The sequence below is a fragment of the Candidatus Nitrosopumilus sp. genome, assembly GCF_029882185.1.
Lineage (GTDB): Archaea > Thermoproteota > Nitrososphaeria > Nitrososphaerales > Nitrosopumilaceae > Nitrosopumilus.
The window spans coordinates 30,181-44,738 of sequence record NZ_JAOULD010000006.1; the positions used below are offsets into that span (position 1 = coordinate 30,181).

Here is a 14,558-nt window from a genome sequence, read left to right on the forward strand (position 1 = left end):
TTAATCCAAATAAATTTACATTTGATCATTTTATCTAAATCATGTTAATTACTACAAAAGAACTCAATTCAATTCTAAATGATCCTAATCTCATTATTGTTGATACTCGTTCATTCAAAGAATATTCTGAAGGTCATATTCTAAGAGCAGTACACCTTGATCTTTTTGCATTTCATTGGATTGATACTACATTAGAAGGAATTGAAAATTTCAATAAACAAACTCAAAATCTACTTTCATTTCTCGGAGTAACTCCAGAGAAAAAAATTGTATTTTATGATTCAATTTCTGGAATGCTAGCAGCCAGAGGTGTTTGGATGTTGATGTATTTATCACATCAAAATGTTTCAATGCTTGATGGAGGAATTACAAAATGGAAAAAAGAAAATTTATCTCTCGAGACAAAACCAAATGGCTTCAAACCATCAGTATTCTCAGGAAAAATCAATCCGGACATTATTTCAGGATTTGAGTATGTTCAAAACAATCTTGAAAATGTGAAAATTCTTGATGTCCGTTCTTCTGGAGAATATAATGGAGATATAGTTAGAGCCGCCCAATCCGGTCATATTCCAAATGCCATCAATATTGATTGGAATCAAAATATCTCAGAAGATGGGACTTTCAAAAGCGATAATGAATTATCTAAAATGTATGAGTATCCCAAAGATTCTGAAATTGTGACATATTGTCAAGGCGCATATAGAGCCGCCAACTCCTTTTTAGTTTTGAAAAAATTAGGTTTCAAAAATGTTAGAGTTTATCTTGGTTCTTGGGGAGAATGGGGAAATAAATTAGAATTGCCTGTAGAAAAGAAATGAAAAAAATTCTATATGTAATTATTCCAATTTTTGCATTTTTAACAATTTTCATCAATGCATTTTTTGGTCATATGATTTTTTCAACAGAGACTCAGGAGGTGATAAACAAGTATTCAGTATATGTTCACTTGTTATCAGAATGGGAAAGTGATTCAAAGAACATTATTTTTGATGTCACAAATTCTTGGCACAAATCAGACAAAATTAGTAATATCAATCATGTTTTTGATGCAGAATCTAAAGAATACAACATAAATCAACTTCATGAAATAAATGGAAAATCATATGTTGAATTAAAACATGAATTTAGTAATTGTGAAGAAGAATGGCAACCAATGCTGTATAGAAAAGCTGTAGATATCGTTAGACATGAGATAGAATATGTTCAAGGACAACAACTAAGCACAGATCCTAGTGTTTCAGTTTATCCAAATATAGAGAACAGAAATTATGATAATTTAGATCAACAATTAAAAATTAAAAATGGGTTTGCACAGTTTTTCCCTATTTGTACTTCAAAGTATATTACATCCTATGATTATAGTGTTAAAACTGATAATAAAGACCTGGGTTTTGATGTATACTTTGTTTCTTCATATGTTCAACGTGAAAACTTTGGGAATTCTAAATTTGATTATTATGTAGAATCTGGTTGTTTTGGACAAAACAAACAAAGTTACAGTGGCACATGTAGCAACATCAAAAAAGATGGTGGCTTACTAGTGATATTTCCTGATGAACTAAAACCATGGACTACCAAAGTCACAGTAAATCTCTATGAAAATTAATAGATCATTTACTTACAATAACACTAAAGTGATTTTTAAAGAAAATAAAAGATATTGGTGAAAAAGGCACTAAATTAGGAACCCCAGGTATGAGGGTGCTAAGGATGCTGCCAAAAAAGGACACGACAAAGCTAAAAAATAATTAAATTTTCTTTTTTATTTTTTCTTCCAAATGAATTGATTGTAAATCAATTCTGGTCTAATTTGTCTAAATGGTTGTGCACCACCATCATACCATTTCGTAAAGAATTCGTACAAGTGCAATCTGAGAGACTGAATGTACACAATTAATCCCTCAATCATCATAATTCCCAAGTTACCTCCAATAATCATTGCCATTGCGCCACCTGATTCAGCACCACCAAGTGAATGATATGCATTGTTTACTGTCATTAACAATGCTGCGTGAACCAATAACATAATTCCTAATCGTGCATAACTGATTGTATGTGCTAAACTTTCAACTGTTTTTCCAAGGAATACTTCCATGACAACATTTGCTGCAGAACCTCCTTCTTCTGGATGTCTTTTTGCATGCATTATACCACCGACCATCATCAATACCATTGATGCAATGATTATCACGACTGCAATTCTTGTAATAATCCACACTTCAGCCCACTCGCCTAAGAACATTGTAACCCAAGGAACTGCTTCAGTGTGAACTTTGGAATACATATTCATCACATCATAGTTTGCACCTATTGCACACATCATGATTACTACAATTCCTCCATAGAGTGTGATATTTGGAATTGCTTCCATAAACATAACAAACTTGTGACCTTCAGCAGCTAATCTCTTTACTCGAAGTACCATGGCCCAAACTAAATGAATAATTCCAATGAATAACGAAACTTTGAGAATGTTTATGACTTGATCAAATGTTAGTTCTGCAACACTGAGAATACCTACAATCCAACTTACAGAATGTAATGCTCCGCCTTTTTCTAGCAAACCCTCTAGTGGTCCCATATGATCTAGGTGGAATCCAAACGCTTCACCTGCACCTACACCTGCTATTGCAGATGCGGCACCAGAAATTGCAATTAACATGCCCCATCTTGAAAGGGAACCCTGTCCTTTGACTTTGAATAGTAATCCCATTCCCATAAGCAATAAACCGTGACCCATATCTGCAAACATTATTCCGTAGAAAATTGGCCACATTAGAGCAATCATAGGTGTAGGATCTGCTTCACCATGTTTTGGAATGCCCTGACTTTCTGTAATTACTTCAAAAGTACGTACAAATTTTTTATTATCAAATAATGTTGGAACTTGTTCTTTTAATTTTGGATCAGTGATATCCTCTACTACTGATGTCCATTGTTTAGTTGAATTTTTAAATTTCTCTTCCATCTTGGTTGGGATAAATCCTTGAATTACTGCGAAATGCTTTGTTCCGCCTGGTTTTCTGATTGTTTCAAGAACATCTTTTGCTACCAAAGCTTCTTCATGAATTGCTAAAATATCTCTTCTAATTTTTTTAGTTATTACTGCCAATTTTTTAGAATTAGATTTTTGTTTTTCAGTTAATTCTTTAATTTTTGATTCTACTAATGCATAAGCCTCTGAAGGAATTTGAGAAATTCCTTCTGGAATGACAAATGGATTTGCATTAAATCCTCTTAGAATTTTGAGAGTTTTATCCGAATCAGAAATGCTTGAAATTACAAGAATAGCTGCTTTGTCTTTACTTGAAAGATCATATTTGTAAAATGTAATGCCTTCTAATGCTCTGGCAATTTCTTCATAGTCCGTAGAGTTTATCACAAATAGATTTGCGTAAAAATATTTCATTAATCCAAATCCTGAAATATCTATGTTCAATTTTTTGGCTATCTCTAATGTCTCTTTAAGAGATGTATATTCTTCCAATGAACGTTTTGTTGTTGCTTGTTCTTCTAATAATTTTGATGGTTCTTCAATTATCGATGGTGCCCTTTTCTTGAGGTCTTTTATCAGGTCCTCAATTTCATCAATTTCATAGTCTTTCTTTTTGATGGTGGTTCCTTTGAACATGATCTCTAAAATTCCAACCATTGGTGGAACTCCCAACCCTTTGACAACATCATCAATGGATTGGTATGTTTGCTGAGCATCTAACAACAAATCATCAATTTCTGGTGTGACTAGATCACTTTCAGTATCAATTTTATGAAACCATTCAAATTCAGTCAATCTTGAAATTGCCCTTGGAGAATCACTTCTTGGTAAAATTATACTTCCGAGCTTTAGATCTGCTACTACCAAGATAATCCATTCGTAATTTCTTTGATTTTAATATCTTTCTGAATTTGCTTTTCTGTTCCCAAACATTAAAATCTATTATGGATAAATTCCAACCATTGGCGAATTCTTCTCTTGAACAAACTATTGATAAAATACTAAGTCAAACAGAAAAAGAGATCGAATCTAATATCAGTTCCGCTTTATCTGATTCTCAAAAAACCCTTAATGATGCTCTTCCTAATCTTGAACGTGAATATGATAAAATTATAGCAGATGGCAAGAAAGAAGCCGATAAAATCGAAAAACAGATTACTGGTGGTGCTGATATTGAAGCAAGAAACAAACAACTTTTGGCTTTAGAAGAGTCAGTTGATAAGGTCTTTAAAAGTGCCCTCGATCAAATTGTAAACGCTGATCGCTCTGATGATTATGCCAATCTCATTAAATCATTATTAGAAGAATCAACCAAAATTTTAGGTACATCTGAGATTATAGTATTCACAAATTCTAAAGATAAGGACATAGTTCAATCATCATTGTCAGGATTTCCGGGATCTGAGTTATCTTCAGAAACAATCGAATGTCTTGGTGGTGTAAAAATCAAATCAAAGGATGGTGCCATGACTTTTGACAATACTTTAGATGCAAGAATTGAACGTCTGAAGCCTTTAATTAGGAAAGATATTGCAGCAAAATTCGGAGTGAACAATTAAGATGGCAGCACAAGGTACAATTGTTTGGGTAAGTGGCCCTGCAGTAAAAGCAAATGGAATGTCTGATGCAAAAATGTATGAAACTGTAACCGTAGGAAATTCAAAATTAGTAGGCGAAGTAATCAGATTAACAGGAGATGTAGCATTTATCCAAGTATACGAATCAACAAGTGGTCTAAAACCTGGTGAACCAGTAGTTGGCACAGGAAACCCATTAAGTGTATTATTAGGTCCAGGAATTATTGGACAACTCTATGACGGAATTCAAAGACCTCTAAGAGAATTATCTAAAGCATCTGGTTCCTTCATCGGAAGGGGTATCACAACATCTGCTGTAGATATGACAAAAAAATATCACTTCGTCCCAACTGTTAGTAATGGAGATGAAGTTACTGCAGGAAATATTATTGGTACCGTTCAAGAAACCGATCTTATCGAACATGCTATTATGCTTCCACCAGATCATGTAGGTGGAAAAATTTCAAACATTGTATCCGAAGGAGATTATGATTTAGAAACTGTTCTGGCAAATACTGAGAAAGACGGACAATCAATTCCAATCAAAATGTATCATAAATGGCCTGTAAGAAAACCACGTCCATATCACAAAAGATATGATCCAACTGTACCTTTACTTACAGGACAACGTGTAATTGATACATTCTTCCCAATTGCAAAAGGAGGAACTGGTTCAATTCCAGGAGCATTTGGAACTGGAAAAACAGTCACTTTACACCAAATTGCAAAATGGGCTGACTCTCAAGTTGTCGTTTACATTGGTTGTGGTGAAAGAGGAAATGAAATGACTGAAGTATTAGTTGAATTTCCACATCTTAAGGATCCACGTAGTGGAAAACCATTGATGGATAGAACTGTTCTTGTTGCAAATACAAGTAACATGCCAGTAGCAGCAAGAGAAGCAAGCATCTACACTGGTGTCACAATTGCAGAATATTACAGAGATATGGGTAAAGACGTTGTACTTGTAGCAGATTCAACAAGTAGATGGGCTGAATCACTTAGAGAAATGAGTGGCAGATTAGAAGAGATGCCCGCAGAAGAAGGTTATCCATCATATCTTGCATCAAGATTAGCAGAATTTTATGAAAGAGCAGGTCGTGTTCAGGCAGCTGGAAGTCCAGAACGTGACGGTTCAGTTACTTTGATTGGTGCTGTATCTCCATCTGGTGGTGACTTTACAGAACCAGTTACAACTCACACAATGAGATTCATCAAAACTTTCTGGGCTTTGGATGCAAAACTTGCATACTCTAGACATTATCCATCAATTAATTGGATGAACAGCTATTCTGGTTATCTTGCAGATATTGCAAAATGGTGGAGTGAAAACATTAGTGAAGATTGGTTTAGCATTAGAAGTCAAACTTATGGTGTCTTACAAAGAGAAGATACACTCAAAGAAATTGTCAGACTCTTAGGTCCAGAGGCATTACCTGATGAAGAAAAATTAATTCTTGAAGTTGCAAGAATGGTAAAGATTGCTTTACTACAACAAAACTCATTTGATGATGTTGATACTTATTGTAGCCCAGAAAAACAATTCAAATTAATGAAATTATGTGTTGACTTTTACAATAAAGGACAACAAGCACTAAAAGAGGGTGCATCATTATCTGATATCCGTGAATTAGGTGTGGTAAGCAGTTTACTCAAAGCAAGAATGGATGTCAAAGATGACGAAATGCCAAAATTAGATAAATTAGAAAAAGATATGCAAGAACAATTCAAATCAATTTCAGGAGTGAAAGTATCAAATTGACAGTAGAAGGTGGAGTACAATATAGTAAGATTGCAGAAATCAAAGGACCTCTAGTTGTTGTAGATGATGTTGAAAATGCAGCATTTGATGAATTAGTTGAAATTGAAACTACTGAAGGTGAAAGAAGATTAGGTAAAGTTCTCGAAGTAGGAAATGGTAAAGCAATTGTTCAAGTCTTTGAGGGAACAACTGGATTATCAATATCTGGAACTAAAGCAAAATTTGTAGGTAAAGTAATGGAAATGCCCGTATCAAAAGAGGTACTTGGTAGAGTATTTGATGGATTAGGAAGACCAAAAGATGGACTACCAGATCCAATTGCTGATAAATTTGTAGACATTAACGGTGAACCAATGAATCCAGAACAACGTGAATATCCAAAAGATTTCATTCAAACCGGTGTATCTGTAATTGATGGATTGATGACTTTAGTTAGAGGACAAAAACTACCAATCTTTTCAGGTTCTGGTATGTCTCACAATCTTCTAGCAGCACAAATCGCAAGACAAGCAAGTGTTGTTGGAACACAAGATGACTTTGCTGTAGTATTTGCAGCAATTGGTGTGCAATACAGTGAAGCAGAATATTTCAGAAGAAGTCTTGAAGAATCTGGTGCACTCAAAAGAAGTGTTCTATTTCTAAACACTGCAGATGATCCTGCAATTGAAAGAATTATCACACCTCGTGTAGCTTTAACTGTAGCAGAATATCTCGCATTTGACTTAGGAATGCATGTTCTAGTAGTAATTACTGATATGACAAACTATGCAGAGGCACTAAGAGAAATTAGTGCAGCAAGAGAAGAAGTTCCTGGAAGAAAAGGATATCCTGGTTATCTATACACTGACCTTTCAACACTTTATGAAAGAGCAGGAAAACTCAATGGACGAAAAGGAAGTGTTACACAAGTTCCAATCTTATCAATGCCTTCTGATGATATCACTCACCCAATTCCTGACCTTACTGGTTATATTACAGAAGGACAAATAGTAGTTGGTAGAGATTTATTCAGACAAGGAGTTTATCCACCAATCAATATTTTGATGAGTCTTAGTAGATTGATGAAAGACGGTATTGGTGAAGGAAGTACTAGAGAAGATCACAGTGAAGTTTCTAACCAAGTTTATGATGCATATTCTAGAGCACAAGAAGTAAGAGCACTAGCTGGTATTGTAGGTAAGGCAGGACTGACTGAAATTGACCTCAAATACTTGGAACTTGGAGATACATTTGAAAAAGAATTCCTTACACAGGCAACTGATGAAAATAGAACTATCGAAGAAACACTTGGTCTAATGTGGAAGATTGTATCAAAACTCCCAAGAAATGAGATTACTAAAATCAAAGACAAGTACGTAGAACAATATTACAAGGAAGAGTAACTAAATGTCATTTGGACAAAACGTTGCAGCAACAAAAATTGAACTTTTCAAATATAAAAAATCAAGCCAAATAGCCGTAATGGTTCAACAAATCTTAGATGACAAACGTAAAGTTCTTTTAAAAAATATTGAGGAAATGATTCAAGAGGCATCTAAAGCAAGAGGTGGCATCTGGGATCCTTTACAAGATATTTACAAATCAGTAAACGAAGCTTATCTTGCATTAGGAACAAATACCGTTGATTCTGTTGCAGAATCCACTCCTCCTGTAATGGAAGTAGATGTGCATGTTAGAAGAGTTGTAGATGTGAAAATTCCTGCACTTACAGTTATTGAAAAAGATACTAAATCAATGCCTTATGGATTTGCAGATACCAATTCATCAATTGATAGAGCTGCAAAACAAATCAAAGAATTAATGCCAAAAATTTGTAAAGCAGCAGAATATGAAAACTCCATCTTTAGTCTTGCAAAAGCATTAGAAAAGACACAAAAATTACTAAATGCTCTTGAAAATGTGATTATTCCTCAATACAAGGAAAATATTCGATTTATTCTCTCTACTCTTGAAGAGAGAGAAAGAGAAGAATTCGCAAAGTTAAAAAAAGTGAAAGAAAAGATGGAAAGTGGAAAATAATGGCTAAAGACGAAATTAAGAAATTACTTGAAAATTCTAAAAAAGTAATAGAACAAGATCATGAAGATTTCTCAAAATCTATCAAGAGCGATCTAGCCTCTTTCAAAAAGAAAACATTAGGTTAATCTGATTTTTTATTATCATGATTTAAATAAGGATTTGAGAAAGCGTGATCATAAAATGAAACCTATCGTTTTACTACTTTTGGCAGCAGCAGTAATATCCATCTCTGGATCTACTGGAATTGCATATGCTGCAGAAGGTGATGCAGCAGCTAGTTCTGATTCACTGAAAATTCTTGGTGCAGGCTTAGCATTTGGTCTTGCAGCATTTGGCGCAGGCATTGGTCTTGGTCAAGTAGGTGCAGCAGGTCTTGCAGTAATTAGTGAGAATCCAGCATTACAGTCAAAGGTATTCATCTTCGTAGGTATGGTTGAATCAATCGCAATCTACGGTATAGTTATGATGTTTATCATCTTAGGACAATAGTCCAAACTACAAATTTTTCAAATTTTTAGATTTTTATTTAATTATATTTTAGCTTGTTAACATCTAGCACTCTAGCACAATATCTGCATTTGAGAACTCTTCCTTCTTTATCAATTACATCCATGACTGATTCTATGTGTTCTGCACTATTTGTAATACAATCTGGGTTTGAACATCTAAAGATCCTGTCAATCTCATTAGGTAATGATACTCTTCGCTTCTCAACAAGTTTGTATTCTTTGATCATGTTGATTGTTGCCTTTGGAGCAATCACTGCTAACTTGTTTGTGTCGTCATCTTTTAGAAACTTGTTTTCAACTTTGATAATGTCTTTTTTCTTAAATTTGCCACTAGGAACATTTAGGGCTATGGTGATTAGACTACCGTCATCCCCATTTATTCTCAAAGCGTTTAGAACTTGAAGACCTTTACCTTCATCTATATGGTCAATTACAGTACCCTCCTTAATTCGTCGAACCATAAGGTCGGACTGTTCCATCAGAATACTTTGTATAGTCACCTGTATATATTATTGAAAGAATGAACGAGTTCTACCAAAAAGACATTATATCAATTAAGGATTATACCAAAGATCAACTGGAAACTATTTTTGCATCAACTGATAAAATCATACAATCAAGTCCTTCTGAAAGAAGAGAGATTTGTAAAGGAAAGACTCTGGGATATCTGTTTTATGAGCCAAGTACTAGAACGCGTCTGAGTTTTGACTCTGCCATGGCCTCAATTGGTGGTAACTCCTTGGGAATTTCTGATATTACATCTTCATCAACTCAGAAAGGTGAAAGTCTTGCAGATACTGTTAGGATAATGTCGATTTATTCAGATATCCTTGTTTTGCGTCATCCTTTAGATGGCTCAAGTAGATTCGGAGCTGAAATTTCTGATAAACCTGTTATCAATGCAGGAAGTGGGACTGAAGAACATCCAACTCAAGCAATTCAAGATTTGTTTACAATCAAAAAAGAAAAGAAAAAGATTGATGGCCTAAAGATTGGAATAGTCGGTGATCTAAAGTATGGACGTACGGTATATTCTCTATTACATGGACTAGGAAATTATGATGTTGATGTAAGATTGATTTCCCCTGAATCGCTAAGAATAAGATCAGACTCAACTTACGAAATCAAAAAGAAACTGGACTTGACTGAAACTACTGACATTGAAGAGCACTTAGACGATCTTGATGTTTTGTATGTTACAAGAATCCAAAAAGAGAGATTCCCTGATGAGGAAGAATATCTCAAAGTTAAAGGGAGCTATGTTGTAGGGTTGGATATGCTAAAACGAATGAAGGATGATGCCATAATTTTACATCCACTGCCAAGAATAGATGAAATTTCAGCTGATGTTGATAAAACAAAAAATGCAAAATATTTTGAACAAGCCGAATATGGAAAACATATTCGTTCTGCTCTGTTAGGTATGATTCTCAATGAGAATGGATTTTAATTTTTTTAGAATATCAGTATTCCATATATCTAGAGACATTCCAATAATACCAGTTGACTGAAACCAAAATTATTCCTATTTTTCCGTTAGACTTGGTGTTATTTCCAAGACAAGAATTGCCACTTCGAATTTTTGAGCCTAGATACAAGCAACTAGTTGATGATTGTATGCTTGGTGATGGTCAATTTGGCGTGTGTTTGATTGATGAAAATACTTCTATCAATGGTTGGAATTCACCTAAATTGGTAGGTACGATTGCTAAAATTTCAAAATGCGAAGATGTAGAACTTGATGGATTACAACTACACATTGAAACTCTGGGAAGAAATTCGTTTAAAATCAAAAGAATTATTCCACCATCTATTTCTCAACCTGAAAATTATGATCCTCTCTCAGTAGAGGGACATCAAGAAATTTCTGAGTTACATGAGAAAATTGGAATAGGAGAAAAAATGTATATCCAGGCTGAAGTTGAAATGATTCCAGAAATCGATGAGAATATTTCTCTTGAAAAATGGGAGTCTCTAGTTGAACTATGGAAAAAGAAAATCATCAAACAAGCTTTACCTCAAGTTGTTGACTCACATTCATTGGATCATGTATTGGAACAATACTATTTGAATACTGATACTCCGACGATTGATTACATTTATTCATTATCTGCATTGGGCGCTAAGGATCCAAATGAACTTCAACCTGTTTTAGAGGCCAGATCAATGGATGAACTAATTAAACGAGTCGAGGAATTACTAGCAGTAAAATGATGTCTTTGAAAAATTTTGGAATATTTGCAATGATTGCATGTTTGTTGTTTCCTGCAAGTAATGTTTATGGACATGGATTTGGTGTTGATACAATATCCTCAGTAGATATTCAGGGGAAAAAACTATCAATCATGGTAGAAATGCCAATGTATTTTGAAAACCAACAGGATCAAATTACAATTACTGCAATTGAAGATGAATCCAAAGAAAATGCAAAAAATGTGACTTTTCTTATTGGATTATTTCATAAAGATGAAATGATTTTTAGGAACTATTTCTTTGCCGAGAATGGTATTTTACCAATAATTGTCACTCCTACTGAAGATCCTGAAATAACAATTCATGGCAAACAAGATTCTCTGCTTGGGGCATGGCATGGAACTGAAACAAACCCGATAGAAATTTCAGGACCTTTGTTCAATACAGGTGGCTTGTACAATTTTGAGATTGAGGTTAGAACAATTGATGAGCCTACCAATATCATAGAAAATTCTGGCATCTATAATGCAGATTTGAGCCTGATTGAGACTATATCTTTCATTGAACAAGACTCTGAAAATAATGATGTTGAATTTCGCTCAAAGTCATATTTTGATACTGTAACTAATTTTGTATATGATCCTAACGCAAAAGAAATTCGATTTGAAATGCCATTTGACTGGAGTGAAAAACAAATGTCTCATGTGAATGTGGTCCATGTGGAAACTCATTTTCCTAAAGATTTTGTTGAATTCCTACCTCCCAGCTATTCAGCTTTTGCAAACGGAATTGAACTTTTCAAATCATCTATATCAGTTGATGATTATACAGAAGACGATGAAAGAATAGTTCATCTTGTCTTATTACAAGATCATTTACGATTTTTGAAAAATGAAATGAAAAAATCTAGTGACCCTCTACCTGATAATATGGTATTTAGAATATCAACAAGTGAAGATATAGCATTTCCTTTAGAAGCTTATACAAAAAGTGAAGATTTCAAAATAAATTTATCTTGGGATCCATTGATTGTTGAACCTGAGGTTCCTACGAATTTTATTTTTACTATTAGAGATGGAAGAACAAATGATCCTCTGAGAAGCTCAGATTACACATTTCTAATCATTCAAAACGGCAAAGAGATTCATCGAGTATCTGGAATAGCACAAGTTGGTGGTGAATTTGAGAAATTTACATTCTCTGAAGAGCAAACAGGCCCAACAATAATCAAGTTTGAAAATATTAGAAATACTGGACAGGAAACTGAATTTGCACTAGTTGTAGTGCCTGAATTTGGAAGTGTTGCTCTACTTGTTTTAGTGATTTCTATAACAAGTATAATTTTTGTAACAAGAAAATCTTCACTTAATATCTAAAGTGCTACTAGTTTAACAGTATCCATGTTTTTGTTTATCTGAAAATCTTTTGTCATGATAGATACTTTTTCAGCATCACCATCAATTAGAAAAAGCTCCATGCATTTTTCTTTCTCAATTTTACTATGAAGATGTGTCGTAATCAGATCTTCAAAATTATGAGTAATTCCTGAAACAACATGATCAAACTCATCATTATGTACAACTAAAAGAATTGCATGAATATTTCCTGCCAAATCAGCCTTTTGTTTCTCTTCCGAAACAAAAGCTCTAATCCCGGCTCTAATTGCTTCAGATCTTCCGGAAAATCCCATAGAAGTTTGGAGTTTGTCTAATTCTGATAGAATCTCATCATTTAATGAAATTGAGACTATTGGCATATGCCTAATGTTATTAATTATGTTATAAGTTTAGCAATTAATCTTATTAAGATTTTATAAATTTATTAATAATTTGGATTGAATTGCTGCGTGAACATCCAAATCAAGATGGCAATTATTGCAATTCTGATAGTAATTCCATTAACTTCTGTTTTTGTTTATACGACTAATACCAATCAACTGTTTACAAATAATGATAATTCTAAACTCAAAGTTATCTCATCCTTTAATCCACTACATGAATTTTCACAAATAGTAGGCCAAGAAAAAATTGATGCAACATTATTGGTTCCAGTTGGAGTAGAACCTCATGATTGGGAACCTACTATAAAAGATGTGCAACAAATGCAAAAATCAGATCTAATTGTAATTAATGGAATTGGTTTTGAAAATTGGGTTGATGATTTAACAGAAAATGATTATCAAGGAACTATAGTTAATACTAGTAAAGGAATTGTAATTATAAAATCAATTCATGATGAAAACGATTCACATGAATCAGGTGATCCCCATATTTGGCTAAATCCTATATATGCAAAAAAACAAGTTGAGAACATTGCATTAGCCTTTTCTAATACAGATCCTGAAAATAGGGAATTCTATATGATCAATGCGGCAAAATATAGTGAAGAATTACATGAGCTTGATTTAAAAATACGAAATGAGTTATCTGCATGTAGTAAAGATTTCATTGCATTCCATGATGCATTTTCATATTTTGCAGATGAATATGATTTGAATCAACATACTATTGTTCAAACAACTGATTCTCATGGTGAAGTAACTGCAAAAACATTAGAAAATGTAATCTCAAAAGCTAGAACATTAAACATCAAAGTAATTTTTAGTGAAGAAACAGTTAACACAAAAACCTCACAAATAATTGCAAATGAAATTGGTGGCAAAGTCTTAGTTTTATCTCCACTTGAGATTGTATCTGATGATAACTATATTTCAAAAATGACTCAAAATCTTGAAAATCTCAAGGAGGCATTGTGTTGAAAATAGTCGAAATCAATAACTTGACCGTTCAGTATCCAGACGTAAAGGCTCTAGATGATGTAAGCTTAGTTGTCAATCAAGGTGATTTTTTAGGCATAATTGGGCCTAATGGAGCGGGAAAATCTACTCTTTTTGCTTCGATGCTTGGACTAAATACAAAATACAAAGGAAAGATCAAATTCTTTGATAAAGATATAAGAAAATCAAAAAATTATCTAAAAGAACTTGGGTATGTTCCACAAAAACCAATCTTTGAAAAAAATTTCCCTGTCACTGTAACTGATGTAGTTAGAATGGGATTAAGAAAAGAATCTGATGAAAATAAAATTGATGAGATTTTACAACAATTATGGATTCATGAATTACGTAATAGACGAATAGGGGAATTATCTGGAGGCCAGCAACAACGTGTCTTTATAGCAAAGGCTCTGGTCAATAATCCAAAAATTTTGATCTTAGATGAACCAGTAACAGGAATTGATCAACAAAGCATTGATTTGTTTTACAGTATTCTTAGAGAATTAAACTCTAAACAAAAAATTACGATTATCTGGTCATCTCATGATTTAGATGCAGTAAATCAACTAGCAAATCATGTTGCTTGTTTAAATCGAACTCTATTCTTCCATGGAGAATCTGAAAAATTCTTTTCTGATGATAAATTAGTTAAACAATATTCTGAGGCCTCGATGCAGGAACATATGCATCATCACTAATCATGTCTTTTGAAATTCTAACTTTT

Annotated in this window: 16 protein-coding genes; 13 read left to right on the forward strand and 3 right to left on the reverse strand. The window is 33.6% G+C overall.

What is annotated here, in order from left to right; all coding sequences use genetic code 11:
- Positions 1–41 precede the first annotated feature (41 nt).
- The gene (locus tag OEW78_RS03125; RefSeq protein ID WP_300323927.1) at positions 42–821 is read left to right on the forward strand and encodes a sulfurtransferase; all 780 of its coding nucleotides are present in this window, start codon (positions 42–44) and stop codon (positions 819–821) included.
- Complete coding sequence (locus OEW78_RS03130) at positions 818–1,609, forward strand: hypothetical protein (RefSeq protein WP_300323929.1); 792 nt, start codon at positions 818–820, stop codon at positions 1,607–1,609. The genes OEW78_RS03125 and OEW78_RS03130 overlap by 4 nt, the downstream gene beginning before the upstream one ends.
- A 156-nt stretch (positions 1,610–1,765) precedes the next feature.
- Here OEW78_RS03130 and OEW78_RS03135 read toward each other — a convergent pair whose 3' ends face one another.
- Positions 1,766–3,865, reverse strand: coding sequence for a V-type ATPase 116kDa subunit family protein (locus tag OEW78_RS03135; RefSeq protein ID WP_300323931.1), 2,100 nt, complete (start codon positions 3,863–3,865; stop codon positions 1,766–1,768).
- A gap of 77 nt (positions 3,866–3,942) precedes the next feature.
- On the opposite strand from OEW78_RS03135, the gene OEW78_RS03140 reads away from it, so the two are divergent.
- The 6 genes from OEW78_RS03140 to OEW78_RS03165 are packed head-to-tail and all read left to right on the forward strand — an operon-like array spanning position 3,943 to position 8,845.
- Entirely contained in the window at positions 3,943–4,557 is a 615-nt protein-coding gene (locus OEW78_RS03140; protein ID WP_366523022.1) for a V-type ATP synthase subunit E, read from the forward strand.
- 1 nt (position 4,558) lies between these two features.
- Positions 4,559–6,337 carry a V-type ATP synthase subunit A gene (locus tag OEW78_RS03145; RefSeq protein ID WP_300323935.1) on the forward strand — a complete coding sequence of 593 codons (1,779 nt, stop codon included), beginning with the start codon at positions 4,559–4,561 and terminating at the stop codon, positions 6,335–6,337.
- Positions 6,334–7,719: a V-type ATP synthase subunit B gene (locus OEW78_RS03150; protein ID WP_300323937.1), complete on the forward strand. Its 1,386-nt coding sequence runs from the start codon at positions 6,334–6,336 to the stop codon at positions 7,717–7,719. Before OEW78_RS03145 ends, OEW78_RS03150 begins: the two co-directional genes overlap by 4 nt.
- 4 nt (positions 7,720–7,723) lie before the next feature.
- Positions 7,724–8,356: a V-type ATP synthase subunit D gene (locus OEW78_RS03155; RefSeq protein WP_300323939.1), complete on the forward strand. Its 633-nt coding sequence runs from the start codon at positions 7,724–7,726 to the stop codon at positions 8,354–8,356.
- Complete coding sequence (locus OEW78_RS03160) at positions 8,356–8,481, forward strand: hypothetical protein (RefSeq protein ID WP_300323941.1); 126 nt, start codon at positions 8,356–8,358, stop codon at positions 8,479–8,481. Before OEW78_RS03155 ends, OEW78_RS03160 begins: the two co-directional genes overlap by 1 nt.
- Positions 8,482–8,536: 55 nt before the next feature.
- Positions 8,537–8,845 carry an ATP synthase subunit C gene (locus OEW78_RS03165; RefSeq protein ID WP_300323943.1) on the forward strand — a complete coding sequence of 103 codons (309 nt, stop codon included), beginning with the start codon at positions 8,537–8,539 and terminating at the stop codon, positions 8,843–8,845.
- 37 nt (positions 8,846–8,882) lie between these two features.
- On the opposite strand, the gene pyrI is transcribed toward OEW78_RS03165, so the two are convergent.
- Positions 8,883–9,344 (reverse strand): aspartate carbamoyltransferase regulatory subunit, encoded by a 462-nt coding sequence (pyrI, locus tag OEW78_RS03170; protein WP_300323945.1) that lies wholly within the window; start codon positions 9,342–9,344, stop codon positions 8,883–8,885.
- A 41-nt stretch (positions 9,345–9,385) separates the two neighbouring features.
- Between pyrI and pyrB the strand changes: the two genes are divergently transcribed.
- From pyrB to OEW78_RS03185, 3 genes are read left to right on the forward strand one after another with little or no spacing between them, the layout of a single operon-like run.
- Positions 9,386–10,315 (forward strand): aspartate carbamoyltransferase, encoded by a 930-nt coding sequence (pyrB, locus tag OEW78_RS03175; protein ID WP_300323947.1) that lies wholly within the window; start codon positions 9,386–9,388, stop codon positions 10,313–10,315.
- Between the two features lie 53 nt (positions 10,316–10,368).
- Positions 10,369–11,079, forward strand: a complete 711-nt coding sequence (locus OEW78_RS03180; RefSeq protein ID WP_300323949.1) for an LON peptidase substrate-binding domain-containing protein — start codon at positions 10,369–10,371, stop codon at positions 11,077–11,079.
- Positions 11,076–12,434 (forward strand): PEFG-CTERM sorting domain-containing protein, encoded by a 1,359-nt coding sequence (locus OEW78_RS03185; protein ID WP_300323951.1) that lies wholly within the window; start codon positions 11,076–11,078, stop codon positions 12,432–12,434. The genes OEW78_RS03180 and OEW78_RS03185 overlap by 4 nt, the downstream gene beginning before the upstream one ends.
- Here OEW78_RS03185 and OEW78_RS03190 read toward each other — a convergent pair.
- Complete coding sequence (locus OEW78_RS03190; RefSeq protein ID WP_300323954.1) at positions 12,431–12,814, reverse strand: CopG family ribbon-helix-helix protein; 384 nt, start codon at positions 12,812–12,814, stop codon at positions 12,431–12,433. The genes OEW78_RS03185 and OEW78_RS03190 overlap by 4 nt on opposite strands.
- A 90-nt stretch (positions 12,815–12,904) precedes the next feature.
- On the opposite strand from OEW78_RS03190, the gene OEW78_RS03195 reads away from it, so the two are divergent.
- Together OEW78_RS03195 and OEW78_RS03200 are read left to right on the forward strand one after the other, a co-directional pair.
- Positions 12,905–13,816, forward strand: coding sequence for a zinc ABC transporter substrate-binding protein (locus OEW78_RS03195; protein ID WP_300323956.1), 912 nt, complete (start codon positions 12,905–12,907; stop codon positions 13,814–13,816).
- Entirely contained in the window at positions 13,810–14,532 is a 723-nt protein-coding gene (locus tag OEW78_RS03200) for a metal ABC transporter ATP-binding protein (protein ID WP_300323958.1), read from the forward strand. Before OEW78_RS03195 ends, OEW78_RS03200 begins: the two co-directional genes overlap by 7 nt.
- Positions 14,533–14,558 lie beyond the last annotated feature (26 nt).

Bases quoted from the DNA above. Each gene is read 5' to 3' on its own strand.
- OEW78_RS03125 (WP_300323927.1), top strand. From the start codon at position 42: ATGTTAATTACTACAAAAGAACTCAATTCAATTCTAAATGATCCTAAT.
- OEW78_RS03130 (WP_300323929.1), top strand. From the start codon at position 818: ATGAAAAAAATTCTATATGTAATTATTCCAATTTTTGCATTTTTAACA.
- OEW78_RS03140 (WP_366523022.1), top strand. From the start codon at position 3,943: ATGGATAAATTCCAACCATTGGCGAATTCTTCTCTTGAACAAACTATT.
- OEW78_RS03145 (WP_300323935.1), top strand. From the start codon at position 4,559: ATGGCAGCACAAGGTACAATTGTTTGGGTAAGTGGCCCTGCAGTAAAA.
- OEW78_RS03155 (WP_300323939.1), top strand. From the start codon at position 7,724: ATGTCATTTGGACAAAACGTTGCAGCAACAAAAATTGAACTTTTCAAA.
- OEW78_RS03160 (WP_300323941.1), top strand. From the start codon at position 8,356: ATGGCTAAAGACGAAATTAAGAAATTACTTGAAAATTCTAAAAAAGTA.
- OEW78_RS03165 (WP_300323943.1), top strand. From the start codon at position 8,537: ATGAAACCTATCGTTTTACTACTTTTGGCAGCAGCAGTAATATCCATC.
- pyrI (WP_300323945.1), bottom strand. From the start codon at position 9,344: ATGGAACAGTCCGACCTTATGGTTCGACGAATTAAGGAGGGTACTGTA.
- pyrB (WP_300323947.1), top strand. From the start codon at position 9,386: ATGAACGAGTTCTACCAAAAAGACATTATATCAATTAAGGATTATACC.
- OEW78_RS03185 (WP_300323951.1), top strand. From the start codon at position 11,076: ATGATGTCTTTGAAAAATTTTGGAATATTTGCAATGATTGCATGTTTG.
- OEW78_RS03190 (WP_300323954.1), bottom strand. From the start codon at position 12,814: ATGCCAATAGTCTCAATTTCATTAAATGATGAGATTCTATCAGAATTA.